This is a genomic window from Paenibacillus xylaniclasticus, from assembly GCF_004001065.1.
Taxonomy (GTDB): Bacteria; Bacillota; Bacilli; order Paenibacillales; family Paenibacillaceae; genus Paenibacillus_T; species Paenibacillus_T xylaniclasticus.
In genome coordinates, this window is sequence record NZ_BIML01000001.1 from 205,151 (window position 1) to 220,182 (window position 15,032).

Genomic DNA, 15,032 nt, shown 5'->3' on the forward strand with positions numbered 1-15,032 from the left:
AAGTTCAATAATATGTTTTTATTATAACATTTCGAGTAATCGAATGAACTATCAGGGTGAAAATCATTACTTATAATCTTGTAAATCGTCTTCAAGTTGAATTTGGTCGAGACGCTTATTGATTATCTCTATATACTCTTTTTCGGTCTCGAAACCAATCCACTTTCGATTATTTAACTCACAAGCAACAGCAGTAGTTCCTGAGCCTAAGCAGTTGTCCAACACAATCTCGTTCTCATTGGTGTATGGTTTTATCAGATATTCAAATAATGCAACAGGCTTTTGTGTCGGGTGGTATTTATCTGTATCTAAATTAAATTCTAAGATATTTTTAGGATAACCTGTCTTTTCTTGAAACCACTCAGTGCTATAATTATTCATTGTAGTTTTTGCATTCGAACCTCTGTTTCTCATTTTATTGTAATCTTTTAGACCTTGTGGGTAATAGTTATGTTTATTAAACACGTTTATCTCTTCTATTTGCCTAAGAGGCTGTCTTTTAACATTAAGATAATTACCTGCGTTATTCTTCTTCCAATACCAAGTGTATTTAAAATTTTTAATATTACTGTTAATTAACATTGTAGTGAAAGGTTGGGAAGAGAATAAGACTACCGCTCCTTTCGCTATCCTGTTATACTCCTTCCATAATAAACCGAAGTCAATTATGTTATCCCATTTTGCCCAAGTAGTCCCATAAGGTAAGTCGCACAATATTAAATCTATACTCTTGTCTGGGATTAACTTCATACCTTCCAAGCAATCCATTTGATAGGCACGGTTTAGTTCAAGACTCCCTAAAATCCCTTTAGCCATTTACTCACTCTCCATTTATAATTAGTTAATTTATTTAACGTCCAAAGGTTATCAATCGTATTTATCGTTTTCTCCTAATACCCACTTTAAAACTCCTATTCTCGTATGGCACTTCTGTACTTTTTCACACATTTCATCAAAATAAATTTCCATCTGACTATACGATTTATGATAATTTTTTAATGTCTGTATTGTAGATTCAATCTCTTCTCTGATTTCGGCTTCACTTTTCAAATAAGCACCTCATTTTTACATTTATCTTTTCACCCTCAAAGTTAAAGAAACTACTTGTCTATCAATTTATAAATTTCTTACTCTACCACCCTGAAAGTTGCATACCTTCAAATCGACCAAGATAGACCCATTCTTCTCCATTTCTTGTCTTATATATTCTACCGAGCTGCAAGTCTTTTGACTTGATGTGATTTTTACTGTGTAGAATATCATTTAATTTGGAGAGTTCAAGATAGTCTGGTGAAGCTGTTGGAACCAAAACAAGATCTGAACCACTCCAGCCATATACAAATTCACCCTCAAGTCCCTTGCCCTTAATCGAGTTTGTATTTTCAAGGATATACAGCAAATTGGGAATCGTAATCTCAAATTCAAATCCTCGCGGATCGTAAACCCTTGTGTAAGTCTGTCTATGATTCCACCCTGTACTGTATCCACCTACTTTTTTATTTAACACAAACCCTGAAATCGGTTCATTTGGATAATCAACAGGTTCAATATCTTTATGTCTCCATAAGTTCCAAGAGGTCTCTTTACGTACTTTACCTTTTTCATCGATATAGATTACATAAGCAAGTCTCTGAGTATATGTATCGCTGCGATTCTGAAAACCGACTCTAATGATTTTTGGAATGAATATGTCTGATTTCATTTGATGCCATCTCCTTAACTAAAATATGGTCTACGATACACTTGTTCATTTAATCCTCCAGATTAGAGTAAAATCATTGCTTCATTGTGAATCCACATTATTTCTAATAAGAAAACCTATTACTATTCCAAGCGCCAATCCAATAAAATATACCAACACATTAACTTCAACTTCCAGAGTAAATCCCCCTCATTTTAGATGGATTCTTATCTCATGCTGTAGAATTATGCAGTCAGCATACTTATTAACTCCAATGATATCGTCCAGTGGGACAAATTCATTACCGATCATGTATCCGACTGGTATATCTTTATCTTCTAGATCGCTCAATATTTCAATAAGAGTAGATACTTTCATTCGAGATCAACACCTACTCACATTTCCGAGTTTATTTGCTCGTTTGCAAATCAATGTTAGGGATAATGGATTCAGGACGGAACACTACACGGTAATGGTACGGATCAACATTAGCGGCATCAGTCTGTTCCAAAAGAAAACTTACATTATCACTTAACCCGAGATAATGCTTCTTATATTCATTCTCTCCTACCTTACAAGTTACGCTTAGTCTACCTGCCGTATCAGTGTTCCCAAGAGAACAGAGACCTTCAATGGTCAGAAGATATGTATCCGTAATATCATTGAAAAATACAATCCTGCGCGGGATCTCAAATGAGTCGGCAGACTTAGAGAGATTTTCAGATACAATATCTGCTTCTGTGGAACATCCTGTCAAAAGAATAAGTACAGCAACAATTGCACTAATAAACATCTTTTTCATTTATATCTTCCTCTCATTTATTCGTGCAGTCCTATTCATTAGTCTTTGTTTTACTGATAGGGCTTCTTCAATCGAACTCAATGCTAGTTTGATATATGTGTCCTCAGCATAGTCAACTGACAATCCATTATGAATAGCCTCCAAGATATCTCGTACATCATGTAGCCTACTCCTATCATAATCGCATATATACTTTAGCACTTAAACACATCCCTATGAAATGTTCGTTTTATTGGATTTTGCCATCCCAATTACTCCATTGTTCAAGTGCCATCTGCAATGTTTCTTCTTCCTGTCTCTTTTCGGCTTGAGACTCCTCATATAGTCTCACTTGATTTTTTGCCATATCAACAAAACTTCCCCATTCAGACATCATATAGCGTCCAGAATATTTCCCACCAGACACTGACTTCGATTTTGTTTTACCGTTCTTCTTTGTTTTCTCAATATAGACTTCAACTATGTATATTCCTGAATTGTATGCGTCCTGCGTGATTTCAATTAAATATCGACTGCCTCGATCAGATATGACTGGAAACTTTTCAAGGTAGAAAACACCAAGTTTTTCGCTCGCCCATTTATCAAAACGTAACCATAAACTCTTCACCGACTCTCCTCCTTTTGAGGTTTCCATACCTCATATTTTTTCACTTCAACATACTTCTTAATGTGCCTTTTAAAATGCTCTCCACAAAAACGACACTTTCGACTATTCTTATTGATAATGTAATAACGCTGATTGTAATGATTTTCGAAGTCGTGATGGTTATTATCAAACATGCAGTGCCCAATGCGTGAATATGTATCAAAGAACCAATCGGTTACATCTATCATCTGATTCGGATGGAATGCGCAAAGCGAAAATCTTGTTGGACTGCCTTTTTTAAGACACTCAGGTAGGAAATATCCTGAAATCATTTGTCCGCTTGGATCAATCATAATTTGACTAGGGATGCTGATTTTCTTGTGAATATTTTTGTGAAAATCAATTACAGTGCCATCCCATCTACTCACCATATTAAACCATATTCTTATATTCGAATTTTCATATTTATTATTTCTGATTTTCTTTAGTAAACCGTATAGCTTCTTATTATACTTGCCATTTTCATCACTACCAAACGGTTTAATTTGCGACAAAACTCTATCCAGATCCAATTATTTATCACCTCTCGAATTCGCCGTTATAATAACTGACGTTTCCTATTCTCAATTACACTCAAATAATCATTGTAAAAGAATCAATAGCAACCCAGTCATTATTAATGTAAATATATTTAATTATCGTATCAGCGTCTTTTGACCTAGCATAAGCGGAACTCCATAACACTCGGTATTCGTTTGGGATTAAATCTACGCTATCATGTATATCAATCAATCCATAGTGAAGTTGTGCCGCCTCATACCAGTAATGGATGTGCGATAATTCACCCGATGGAGTTTCATAATATATATCGTCCGCTGTTACAACTACTTCTGCGACGTCAAACATATACCTTGAAACCAATTCGCAAGCATCTTGTACTGTAGTCATTAGCATCAACCTCCGGTTATAGAAACTATTAATTTGTATTGATTAACTTTAACACTAAAGTCTGATTCCGTGCAACGTCTCGATGAAAGTATTCTTTCATTACCTAATTATCAAACCAAAAAACAACCCTAGTTTCATATCCTTCCTGTTCAAAGCAGCGCAGAGAGGCTAGAATTGCCTTATACTCAGCGTTTACGTCATCAAAGGAATTAACACATTTTTCAAACTCATTTGAGGTCAACCATGAGTGGCTATGCCAATCTGGATCAGTAACCCAATGCTCTTCTTCATATTGAGATAAACCATCTCTAACCCATCTTTCCGCATCAGTTCTCTTGACTTGTCTTGAGTCATCTCTTTCCTCATCATCGTTAATTATGAAATATCTGTTCTCATCTTTCGTTTTCCAACCGATATTTTGCGGCAAACCTCTTCGATCAGCAATTGGTTTTATCTCTTCACCATATGCTCGAACGCCAGCCAGTCGAGCAAACATGTAATAATCGCGGCTAAGATTAAACTTACCGCCAAAATTCCACCAATACTCGCTGTCTTTCCCTCTGTACTCAATAAAAAGATGAATGTCGCATCCCATATATATTCTCTCTCCCATCTAATAATCTATTTTTAAACGCCATTATTTACTTGTCTGCAAATCAATATCTGGAATGATTGATTCAGGACGGAATACGATTCGGTAATGGAATGGATCGACACTAACTGCATCTGTTTGTTCAACAAGGAAACTAACATTATCGCTCAAGCCAAGAAAGTGCTTCTTGTATTTGCCCTCGCCAACCTTGCAAGTAACACTCAAGCGACCTTCTTTGTCATTGTTGCCAAGTGAGCAAAGACCTTCGATTGTAAGTAGATACTTATCAGTGATACCATTGAAGAATACCACTCGACGTTGTACTTCAAATGAATCGGCAGCAGTAGATAGGTTGCGAGACACCGTATCTGCTTCGGACGAACATGCTGTTAGAAGAATTGCCATAATACCCAATATAATGATCACAAATTTATTTTTCATTTTTATCTTCCTCTCTTAATTCGCAATTATTGAAATAGTTTGTAGCCACTGATCTTCTAACTTGCTAAACCAATCATCATCCGAATTGATTCGTCCAATCACGTACTGGATGGATTTGACCGTTCTGATCTCTTTCCCATTGTGAAACTCTTTGTTAATAATTTCTGTGATTACTTTTAGTGGAACCTGTTCTTCATATTCCTTACTAATTGTTTCGGCTTCTAAATATGTATACGGCACTCTCATGTGTGCTCACCACCCTTTAAAACTAATATTTTAAGATAAAATTATTCTTTGCTTTTCTCTTTACTGGGAACCTCTTATTTATTGCCCACACGATATCATTTGCCATCCTCATGACTAACGACAGTCTAGTGTTTTGGAGAACGGCGTACTCCATAAAACCTCCTACATTCACAACCCCATGAATTCCGTAATCACCGACTGGCGGCAAATCTTTGTTTACTCCTGCGCCTGCTCTCAAAGATCCTTTGAAAACACTAAGGAGTCCAACACTGTCTACTTTGCCTAAAGCTGCATCAATAGCAATGATTACTTTATCCTTTGGTAAATTATTGATGGTTTCTTGAAGATTCATTGCATGTACTGGATCATCAATTGTTCCTATCACATTCTTATATCCCTTTTTAACAAGTTCGCTTCCTACCAAAGGGGCTAAACTATCGCCTGTACACCTATCAGTCCCTATGCAGACAAAGTAAACATCATCGTTTTTTAATATCCGAGGTATCAGTGATTTCAATCCGATATGTATATCTTCTTTTTTGAATCCTTTATATATATTTTGTTTTGGTACTTTAACTTTCATTTATCAAATCACCTCTATTCTATCAATGTCAGATTGTAATAAAATTTAGTTTTTATATGACCATCGAATCATAATTAGTTCGATACAAACGTTTAGTTCAACCTACGTATCCGATGTTTGTGATATGCCCCATGCAGTAACAGGAGTTTTTGCAGGATGAGCTAAAAATTTCTTCCCTCTGAGACTAGAGAGGCCAAAACCTTTTTCATATACTACTTTTTGAATAAATCTATGATCGATTTCATTTGAGGTAAGAACTGCTTCTCCGTTATAATTAAGAAACTCTTCTACCATCTTTGTAATTCTACCTGTACCAACTCTCATCTTAATCTCTCCTTTTTAATTGGGTTGAAACCTACACAACCATCTTGCTATGTATTATATCGTATTGATATTTTGCTTTTTCACTTACCCATACCATCGGCTTATTTTTGTCTCGTTGTGCATCTACTACCTTATTCTTAGTGATCGTAAAATTAAGATCGAAGTATCGTACAATAACTGTATCACCGCCATCTTTTAGTTCAATTATCTTTCCTAATTCAATGTGTCGGCGAATTTTGTACTCAATGTCGTGATATGACTCACACTTTCTTGAACTAAATCCACATAACTGCGTATACTGTTCTAGCACACGGTTCGTAACCTTCATTTTCTAACACCATCCATTCATATGTATTTGTTTGCCTAATTACCATATTTCTCTTATGTGAGACTAGAATAGCACGTCTACTGAAAAGGTGCAAGCACAATTTTTATATATTTTGCACTTACACCTTCCAAGATGGTTTTATATAATTTTACCGTTTAAAAAACGTTAATATATGAGGCTTTTTTAAAGGCTAAGATCCCGTTGAAAGGGTGGTTTTATCGTCTAAGCAATTCGATATGTAAAGCAGTTTTTGTAGAGTTTTATGAACGTAGCCTCACCCAAATCTACAGGGGAATGCTTCTGTTCCTTAGAAAGTAGATTCTGAGCATCCCAGAGGGCATACACCTGTCTTGTCTGCCCAAACTTCCTTCCCTGTTTCTTGAAGTCTTCAACAGACTTATCTTTATCGAGAGCAATGATGATCTTTATTTCTATTCCAAGATCTTTAATCATTTTCACCTGATAGTCACTCAGATCGTCTCCACCAATAGCTACACAGTTTTGGAAACCAAATTGAGTAGCCCACCAACACGACTTTTCTCCTTCGAATATGATGACCTCTTTCTTCTCTAGAATGTAATACAGAGCATTATGCCAATTATAAAGTTCGATCATTTTATTAAAATTATAAAGATAGAGAAATTTATAGATACCTTTTTGTTTATAGTCTGGATCTATTGTTCTACCTTTGATCGATACAATATCACCAAATTGATTATATATAGGATAAATCACACGTTCACTATGTACATCAAACCCAACCTGAAAATCAACTTGTGTTTTATATGTTAAGCCATCCTGAATGTATGGATAGTATGGGTACATAATGTATTGATTAAGTATTGAATCAGGGTAAATCCGATTTTCGTCAAATTCTCGCAACGCCTTCTTATGTCGCTTTTTCTTTAAGTCTTTTAGCCATTTTAACGGATCTTCTTTCAAAGTGACGTTTGTTCTTCGTGTTAGAAAATCAGTATAACCTAAAGCACTACATATGTACTTTTTGGACTCGTACAAATTGTTTTTAATGTCCTTTTGATCATAACAATCAAATCGAATGTATGAAACAAGTCCAAAGATATCAATATCGGATATGCCTTTTGAACGTATGCGACACGACATGCGTTCGGTTAGATACACTTGAACAGATCTTGGATTATCAGAATTGAATTTACTAGGCAACTGGGCTTCATAGCGGTTGGAAGCGAATCTTACCCTCTGACACTCTAAGGCATTCAGAAGTTCTTCTACACGACCTTCATTAACAATCCTTTGCTTAATTTCCCATAAATCGTTACTCATTAAACCTCCTCTCCTTGTTAGTACGCGGTATTCGACTTACGCTCCATTTGAACCCAAGCAACTTCTTTAAAAGAGTTAATTGAATAATTTACTTCATAAAGAATTTGCTCATCAATCCCACCGTTACGATTCTTCGCCAAAAAAAGTATCATATACGTCTTTTCAGGATCTAGTTCATATTCCTTCTTTGTCCATTTGCCACTAAACTCATCCTTCTCCCAATTATAAGCAAATATTTTGTTCTTACTTCCCTTAGCAACTTCATCTCCATAGAGCAATCTTCCCATCATTACAACTGACGCAACTTCTACAATTTCGAGTGATTTTCCAATTGCGCTCAAATCAAGGTATCGATATTCCTTGCCAATCTTCAACTGGACAGTGGCAAGCATTCCGATATTATTAGCCTCGGGCTTAATGTTGTTAAATATATCTTGCGCAGCATTACTGAAGGCTTCCCATCGAGCTTCTTCTTTTGCAGAAGTGTCAGGTTTGAAAGTGTCAAGCAGAGCATAATTATAATTCAATGGTTTCATTATGTCTAAACGAGTCAGCATATCTTCAACACGATACTTTTTCATGTCATAGAATTTAATCAAATCATTTGGACGTTGATTTATCCACTCTTTTGCTGCTTTCAACTTATTCAATGTCTTTTCATCGAAATTTCCTTCAGATAACTTCTCGCGATTTACTGGATTGTGCAATATTTTTGATGCTACTGTCGCCAGGAGCAAATTTCTTGCTTTCCAAACATTCTCTTCGTTTGTATACATCTGTCCTTTTTCATTATTTTCATAAAGTGATAAAACGAACTTTTCCATTGCCAGCGAACTCTTCCCTACACCAGAACTAAGTACAAGATATATAAGTTCACCTTTCCTCCATCCCTTTATTTTCTTACTGAGTCTCGGAGAATCGTGCAATGGCAACCCCATAGCTTCGCCTTCGTTCATTTTGTTGATGGCTATATCTAAATCATCACCAAGGTTATATTCAACAACTTCACCACAATTTACTTTAGAAAAAATCTTACCGACCTTGTGTTGAAAATATGCTTGAACTTGTTTTAATGTCATTTTACATAACTTATTTACTAAGTTTTGATCATTAACATTAATTAAGTTTTCTTGTTGAAACATCCTTAAGCATTCATACTTTTGAATTTCATTAAAATGATATTCATCGTTTTGCTTATTTTTCTCACACTCGTCCATTAACTCAACAATCGATGCGTAGCCGCCATGCTCATTATATATTTCCATGTAAGATTTTTTATTAACTTCTTTTGGTTTCGAGGAAACGAAAGTGTACGCAGATACATCGTCAAAAGTTCTAATGCCGCTGGCGTACATTTCTCTACCGATATAATAGAAATCAAACCATCTTCTATTTGTGAATGTACTTCTCTCTATGTTATGAGAGCGATACTTTTCATATAGAGATGGCGTTTTCCATAAGTATCCTACAAATAAGGATTCATGCATGCTTGAAGGCGCTACGAATTGCTCTATGTATTTTGTAATAAACAACAACTCCTCTATTTTTACAGTAGGTGAGATATATCCATTTCATCATTGTGTTTTTTTGTTTTGTTAAAAGTAATTAATGATTTATCATCCTCGGTTAATGTTGTTGTTGCTTTTTCTATACGTTCTTGTTGCTTTATTTTGTCTTGTCTGTTCTTCCATGCTGTATTGAGACCATTCAACATAAGCGAGATACACTTATTAATATCACTTGCGTCTTTACCATCATGTAGCACATCACGAATAAACCATCTGATCTTCTCTTCTTGCAACTTATATGCTTCTAACATGAGTGCATAATCTGCACCTTGTTTATACCTTTTGACCTTTTTACCTTCAACAAAGTCATAACCATTCCGTAGTTCATGAAGTCGCTTAATATTTCTTGTTGGAACCTCAATAAGACCATGCAACTCTTTTATGTACTCATACAGATTGCTCCAATCAAGTTTTTCCTTTTTTTTAAGTTCTTCTTGCTGCTCATATATTTCAAGGCATTTCTCAGTATGAACATATCGTCTATTTGGGAGTTGAGTCATTAAATGCTTTTCATCTTTAACGATACATATTTGACATTTTACAGTAGCCAACTAATCACCTCACAAATACTCAAGTATGAACCGACTTGGAGCCATCGGTTTTCCCCTATGTTCGGCCACGTAACTCATATATAGTTTAGATTCTGCCCTTGTAATCAAAACGTACAATAACCTTCGCTCTTCTTCCAAGGCGCTATTGACATCGCACTCTGTATCCGAACATTCTTCCAGAGCAGATATGTGAGGCAATATCCCCTCGTTCATTGTGATCCCGAATACCACAGGGAATTCTAATCCCTTAGATTTATGAATGGTCATCAACTTAACTGTGTCTTGATTGTTCTTGTTTTTATTCTCTTTTTGAATCTTTGCATTTTTAATGACTCGATCAACGAATCTTATATATTCACCAACGTCCTCATATCGCTTACTTGAGTTCTCTAACTCGTCTAGTGTTTCTCTAATGATTTCACGATGCAGAGAGGTTGTTTCATTATCATCCTCGCCTACCAGATACCTCTCATAATCTTCCCGAAGCATTTTCAGAACTTGAATAGGTTTATACTGTACAATTTGAGGAATGATTTTCAATTTTGCCAAGACTTTTCGCTTTTGATAATCGCTCGATATTAAATCTAGAACATGTTCAATCGGTCTTGCAATAGGATTGCGCTGCTGAATAGAACCGATCTCTTTTACCTTGTCTTTTGCAATATATAATGTTGGCAGCATGTCTGAAATTGCATTAAAGTCATAAGGATTAATTGCAAGTCTCAAATAAGCAAGTAAAGATTTCACAGTACCGTTTTCATAAAACACTTCGTCACTGTTAAAAGAAGTAAAAGGGATATCATTTAACAGCAACTCTTCGAATATTGCTCTTGAATTTGAATTATTACGATAAAGAATAGCAAAATCTGAATATTTGTTTTCACCACTCGAAACCATTAGTTTAATATGTTTAACAATATGATCAGCTTCATGGTCACTTGTCGTAAATCGAATAAACTCAGGGTATACTTCAGACTCCTTGGAAGCCAAAGACTCTTTATTAAATCGAAGTTTATTTTTACATATAGAGTGATTAGCAAGGCCGAGAATAGTATCTGTACTACGATAATTAGTGTTCAAAGTAAATATCTTCGCATTAGGATATCTCTTAGGGAAATTCAGGATATTCTCAATTTTCGCTCCAGAGAATGAAAAAATCGCTTGGTCTGAATCACCTACCACAAGAATGTTATTTTTAGGATATGCGATCATTTCAATGATTTCACAACTAATTTTATTTGTATCTTGATACTCATCAACCATTATATATTCAAATCGTTCGCGCAATTCTTCAAGTAGAAGTAGGTTATTTTTTAGTAGATTGTATGTTTTAAGAAGGATATCGTCAAAATCAATTAGCATTTTTGATTCCTTATATTCTTCATACCTGAGCCAAATTCGGTAAATCTCGTCGTTAAAATCTTTAGCATCTTTATATTCTTTTAAGCCGATCATCTGATTTTTATAATGAGAAATTAAAGCAAGGACATCTTCAGCACGATACCTTTTATCTGGGATATTCAATTGCCGGAAGATCGTCTTAATTGTAATTTGCTTGCTCTTATCACTTGCAAGGATTTCTTTTGTCTCGCCACTCTCTCGGAGAATCTTCAGAAAGACTGAATGAAATGTTCCCGCTGTAATTTTCTTAAGTGAAGCTTTATCAGTCATTCCAAGTTTAGAAGCTTTAGAGATCATCTCTTGTGCTCCAGCTTTTGTATATGTAATAAGTAAAACTTTAGACATATCAATCTTATGTATCGATCCTAAATAGGCAAGACGAGAAGCAACAGAACTACTCTTACCTGCTCCTGCACACGCATTCGCTAAAGCTGCTCCATCTTTATGTCGCACTAGTTCTAACTGTCCTTTGTTTAGTTTAACGCCTCTACTCTCAAGTTCTCGGAAAAATAAAGCATCTTCTTCCCAATCACCAACTAGATTAATTGTAGATAACCCATCGGAGAGTTTTGCTTTTGGATACTTCAAATTTATCCATCACCTACCAATTGAAATTTAAGTTTTATTACCTGCTTAACGCCCCTATTGCTCTCTCGATCTTCTCAATATCTTGTTGAAGATTTTGGATTTCATTCAATTTATCTTCTTCCCGAAAATCCCTTCTATAATTAACATCAATCTCTTCGTTTAATTTCGTGAATCTCAAAAATTCTTTTATGAATACTATCTTCGAATTTAATTTATCTCTCTCATACTTCAGAATCAATATCGCGTATTCCAACTGATTATCCTCCTCACATGATAAAAGTATAATTTCATTGCGTCACTACCATAGTCTTGCTTTCATCATAAGTCTTGTGAAGAGGTTATTGGCTGCAATAATCAGCACTTTATCTGGCACACATTTCAAAACAATGTGGCTTTTAGTATGAGGATAAAACGTTATAATATCTCCTCTATCCCATACGCAACCAGTAGAATATATTCCAATCTCACTTCTTAGCATTACTAAAACAACCTCCTATATCAGCTCGTTTTCTATTTGTGGTACTACAGGCTGATTAGACAAATTAATGGAGGCAGCACCACCGTCATTAGTGATATTCAATTCAACCTTCACTGTCCAATTCTCCGTATGCTTTCCTAACCATTCAGATAGTTGTTCTTCGTTCTCTATGTATTTGACATCGATGAGTGACACCTTTTCATCATGATTCCAACTGAACGATTTTACCGATTGGAATTTGATATTTTCCACTTTAGGGGTTTTGCCTATTTCTTTTGCCGAAACTATCTGTTCGCCAGTCTTAATATTTCGTGTAACATATACTGCGTAGTTACTAGGGAATTTTAGCGCCACACCTTCACTCTCCTTATTCATGTCTCAAATGTTCTGCTACTCTATTCTTTGGAAGACGCATCAAAGTTACAATGCCGAAATCAGTTAACGCATCTTCGCCAACAATCGCATCCTCTGGAATCCATACCTCAAACTTCATACGATGATAGCCTTTGCTCTTCCCCTTCCTTGTAGGAGCATATACCGAGGCTTGATTACAGCCATAAGTAGTGTTTGAACCACGTTGCCGTGTTGCGAACAAGTAACCGCTTGTGACACCGCACTTTCTATCGGAGTTCCCCAAACTCTAACGTTATTAATAGTTTGATACAATTCCCCCAACTCCTTTTAAAGAATTTTTTCTTTTTTCTTTTTGCGAACAATAACTTCAACTTCATCTCCGTCACCAGTACGAAACGGATAACTTATTCCCTCAATACCATCCAGAAGATTTCCGGCATAGTAGCGAACTCCGAATGAATCTTCCAGAAGTCATTGAAGTCATTGAACATTATTTTCATCGATAGGCTCAACAACTATCTCCCCTTTAATTTTAAATTCTTGCATTTTCAACACATCCTCCACTATTGAAAAAGTCTAACCTATATCATCTTTTAAAAGAGTTGTGCCACACCTTTCTTTGTAAGTCCAGTATAGCACAACCTTGATTTTCCAGTCAATTTATAACAAGTATAAATTTATATATTTTAGATTTAATTTTCTTTATTTAACTTCCAATCTAGTTTTTCTGAACGCTCTATCAGTTGAATGAATTCAAGAGGCTGCCCTTTTTCATCTATGTAAATCAATTTACCATCGATCTTTTGCGCTTTAAGTGTTTTTTTATAGTCTCCCCAATTAACCTCTTCCTTTAAAAATTCAGGATTGTTTGCTTTTACAAACGCTACAAAATTAGGATCATCTTTAGCTTTGCTAACTTCCTTTCCATTGATCAATATCTCTGGCTGTTGCTTGGTGAATGTCAATGTTCGAAACGGGAGTTTAATTGTCTTACTCAGTTTCTTAGCATTTTGCGCCCTTTCCTCATCCAGAACTCTCATATGATATGCATGTAAATGAACTTTAAAGAACTCGATATCATTAAGATATTTTTTGCTCGCCTGCTCTCTCCACTCATCCATTTTTTTAATGAATGCTTCAACGCGCTCATTATAAATATACTCAATTTCTTCTATTTTTTGTTCTCTCTCATGAACAACAGAATCAGCCCATACCGCACTTCCATAATCTCTAATGCTCCAAGTCTGATCTTGTTGCAATTGTTGTACCTCATCTTCTTCTAGCAGCACGTCTTCTATTTGTTTATATAGTTTCATTCAGCATCCTCCTTAAAATATGGTTTTAAAAACAATTTATACTCGATACCATCCACTACCATACTTCTCATATCCAATATTCATTAATTTTTGATATTTGTTTCGCCAATCATCTCGTTCCTTTTCTAATTCAGCAATTCTTCTATTCATCTTTTCTATGTATTTGGGATCGTTGATTTTATACAATTTCCCAGAATCTCTAGCCAACGATCTTATCATTGAATCCTTTAAGACTTGATCATCTACCAATAGTTCTCGCCTTTTTGCTTTCTTTATTGAGTATCTACCTTCAGCATAAACCCCAACATATTCAGGTATATCGTGCTTAACTTCTTCATACAAACTATGAGGCATTACGAAATAATTAAAGTGTCCTACAAATGTTTTCTTCGCATCGCTATAGAAATCAAATTTTGATGCCTTGATCTCATAGCAGCGCCAAATACCCTTTGTATCGTATGTAAGATAATCTACTCGCTCACTTCCAAACCAACCAATAGTAACCTCAAAGCACCCAAATGTTCCCATTTTACTTGTACTGGCATACAATTGTTTTTCCAAGTGCTCTGTTAATTCAGTCTTTGCGATAAATAATAACCTCCAATATTATATTGAAGTCACGATTTTAAGTTCTTCAAAATTTGATTCTTTTTCTCTTCTTCTTTATTTAATCGATTAAAAATATTACTTATATCCGCATCCTCAAGATAACCATTAAACGCATTTCGAATATCTTCGGAACTTGCATTAATATTCATCTCTTTCAATCTATCACACCATTTATGAAGAACATTGACGACAGTGGCAACACCGAACTTGAAAGATTTGTCGATCAATTTTAATTCAATTGTAGAGTCGATATCTTTTCCTTGTTTTAATATCGACTCAACCATTTTTGAAACTTCATTTTCGTTTATGTATTTTACTATCTTATTCATATTGA

General features: G+C 35.2%; 21 protein-coding genes. All 21 read right to left on the minus strand.

Annotation, left to right across the window (positions count from 1 at the left end; translation table 11 throughout):
• Window positions 1–66: 66 nt before the first annotated feature.
• Window positions 67–816, minus strand: coding sequence for a DNA-methyltransferase (locus PXY01_RS00980; RefSeq protein WP_127566354.1), 750 nt, complete (start codon window positions 814–816; stop codon window positions 67–69).
• A gap of 316 nt (window positions 817–1,132) precedes the next feature.
• The gene (locus tag PXY01_RS00990; RefSeq protein WP_127566358.1) at window positions 1,133–1,702 is read right to left on the minus strand and encodes a hypothetical protein; all 570 of its coding nucleotides are present in this window, start codon (window positions 1,700–1,702) and stop codon (window positions 1,133–1,135) included.
• 388 nt (window positions 1,703–2,090) lie between these two features.
• A complete protein-coding gene (locus PXY01_RS00995; protein ID WP_127566360.1) occupies window positions 2,091–2,483 on the minus strand; it encodes a beta-sandwich lipoprotein in 393 nt (130 codons plus the stop codon).
• A gap of 229 nt (window positions 2,484–2,712) precedes the next feature.
• Window positions 2,713–3,090, minus strand: a complete 378-nt coding sequence (locus tag PXY01_RS01000) for a hypothetical protein (RefSeq protein ID WP_127566362.1) — start codon at window positions 3,088–3,090, stop codon at window positions 2,713–2,715.
• A complete protein-coding gene (locus tag PXY01_RS01005) occupies window positions 3,087–3,641 on the minus strand; it encodes a hypothetical protein (protein WP_127566364.1) in 555 nt (184 codons plus the stop codon). The genes PXY01_RS01000 and PXY01_RS01005 overlap by 4 nt, the downstream gene beginning before the upstream one ends.
• Before the next feature lie 61 nt (window positions 3,642–3,702).
• Window positions 3,703–4,017: a hypothetical protein gene (locus tag PXY01_RS01010; RefSeq protein ID WP_127566366.1), complete on the minus strand. Its 315-nt coding sequence runs from the start codon at window positions 4,015–4,017 to the stop codon at window positions 3,703–3,705.
• A gap of 103 nt (window positions 4,018–4,120) precedes the next feature.
• Window positions 4,121–4,612 carry a hypothetical protein gene (locus PXY01_RS01015; RefSeq protein ID WP_127566368.1) on the minus strand — a complete coding sequence of 164 codons (492 nt, stop codon included), beginning with the start codon at window positions 4,610–4,612 and terminating at the stop codon, window positions 4,121–4,123.
• A gap of 42 nt (window positions 4,613–4,654) precedes the next feature.
• Window positions 4,655–5,050, minus strand: a complete 396-nt coding sequence (locus PXY01_RS01020) for a beta-sandwich lipoprotein (protein WP_127566370.1) — start codon at window positions 5,048–5,050, stop codon at window positions 4,655–4,657.
• Between the two features lie 15 nt (window positions 5,051–5,065).
• The gene (locus tag PXY01_RS01025) at window positions 5,066–5,296 is read right to left on the minus strand and encodes a hypothetical protein (protein ID WP_127566372.1); all 231 of its coding nucleotides are present in this window, start codon (window positions 5,294–5,296) and stop codon (window positions 5,066–5,068) included.
• 22 nt (window positions 5,297–5,318) lie between these two features.
• A complete protein-coding gene (yyaC, locus tag PXY01_RS01030; protein WP_127566374.1) occupies window positions 5,319–5,879 on the minus strand; it encodes a spore protease YyaC in 561 nt (186 codons plus the stop codon).
• 102 nt (window positions 5,880–5,981) lie between these two features.
• Entirely contained in the window at window positions 5,982–6,203 is a 222-nt protein-coding gene (locus PXY01_RS01035; RefSeq protein ID WP_127566376.1) for a hypothetical protein, read from the minus strand.
• Window positions 6,204–6,234: 31 nt separating this feature from the next.
• Complete coding sequence (locus tag PXY01_RS01040; protein ID WP_127566378.1) at window positions 6,235–6,531, minus strand: hypothetical protein; 297 nt, start codon at window positions 6,529–6,531, stop codon at window positions 6,235–6,237.
• Window positions 6,532–6,753: 222 nt separating this feature from the next.
• The gene (locus PXY01_RS01045; RefSeq protein WP_127566380.1) at window positions 6,754–7,833 is read right to left on the minus strand and encodes a DNA primase; all 1,080 of its coding nucleotides are present in this window, start codon (window positions 7,831–7,833) and stop codon (window positions 6,754–6,756) included.
• Between the two features lie 17 nt (window positions 7,834–7,850).
• On the minus strand, window positions 7,851–9,365 hold the full coding sequence (locus PXY01_RS01050) for a DnaB-like helicase C-terminal domain-containing protein (RefSeq protein WP_127566383.1): 1,515 nt from the start codon (window positions 9,363–9,365) through the stop codon (window positions 7,851–7,853).
• 14 nt (window positions 9,366–9,379) lie between these two features.
• A complete protein-coding gene (locus PXY01_RS01055) occupies window positions 9,380–9,952 on the minus strand; it encodes a YorH family phage-derived protein (RefSeq protein ID WP_127566385.1) in 573 nt (190 codons plus the stop codon).
• A 9-nt stretch (window positions 9,953–9,961) separates the two neighbouring features.
• The gene (locus PXY01_RS01060) at window positions 9,962–11,941 is read right to left on the minus strand and encodes an ATP-dependent helicase (RefSeq protein ID WP_127566387.1); all 1,980 of its coding nucleotides are present in this window, start codon (window positions 11,939–11,941) and stop codon (window positions 9,962–9,964) included.
• A 37-nt stretch (window positions 11,942–11,978) separates the two neighbouring features.
• The gene (locus PXY01_RS01065) at window positions 11,979–12,194 is read right to left on the minus strand and encodes a hypothetical protein (RefSeq protein WP_127566389.1); all 216 of its coding nucleotides are present in this window, start codon (window positions 12,192–12,194) and stop codon (window positions 11,979–11,981) included.
• Between the two features lie 240 nt (window positions 12,195–12,434).
• Complete coding sequence (locus PXY01_RS01070; RefSeq protein ID WP_127566391.1) at window positions 12,435–12,794, minus strand: hypothetical protein; 360 nt, start codon at window positions 12,792–12,794, stop codon at window positions 12,435–12,437.
• A 671-nt stretch (window positions 12,795–13,465) separates the two neighbouring features.
• Entirely contained in the window at window positions 13,466–14,089 is a 624-nt protein-coding gene (locus PXY01_RS01075) for a host-nuclease inhibitor Gam family protein (RefSeq protein ID WP_127566393.1), read from the minus strand.
• Window positions 14,090–14,125: 36 nt separating this feature from the next.
• Window positions 14,126–14,650, minus strand: a complete 525-nt coding sequence (locus tag PXY01_RS01080; protein ID WP_246027752.1) for a hypothetical protein — start codon at window positions 14,648–14,650, stop codon at window positions 14,126–14,128.
• A 56-nt stretch (window positions 14,651–14,706) separates the two neighbouring features.
• The gene (locus PXY01_RS01085) at window positions 14,707–15,027 is read right to left on the minus strand and encodes a hypothetical protein (protein WP_127566395.1); all 321 of its coding nucleotides are present in this window, start codon (window positions 15,025–15,027) and stop codon (window positions 14,707–14,709) included.
• Window positions 15,028–15,032: the final 5 nt, after the last annotated feature.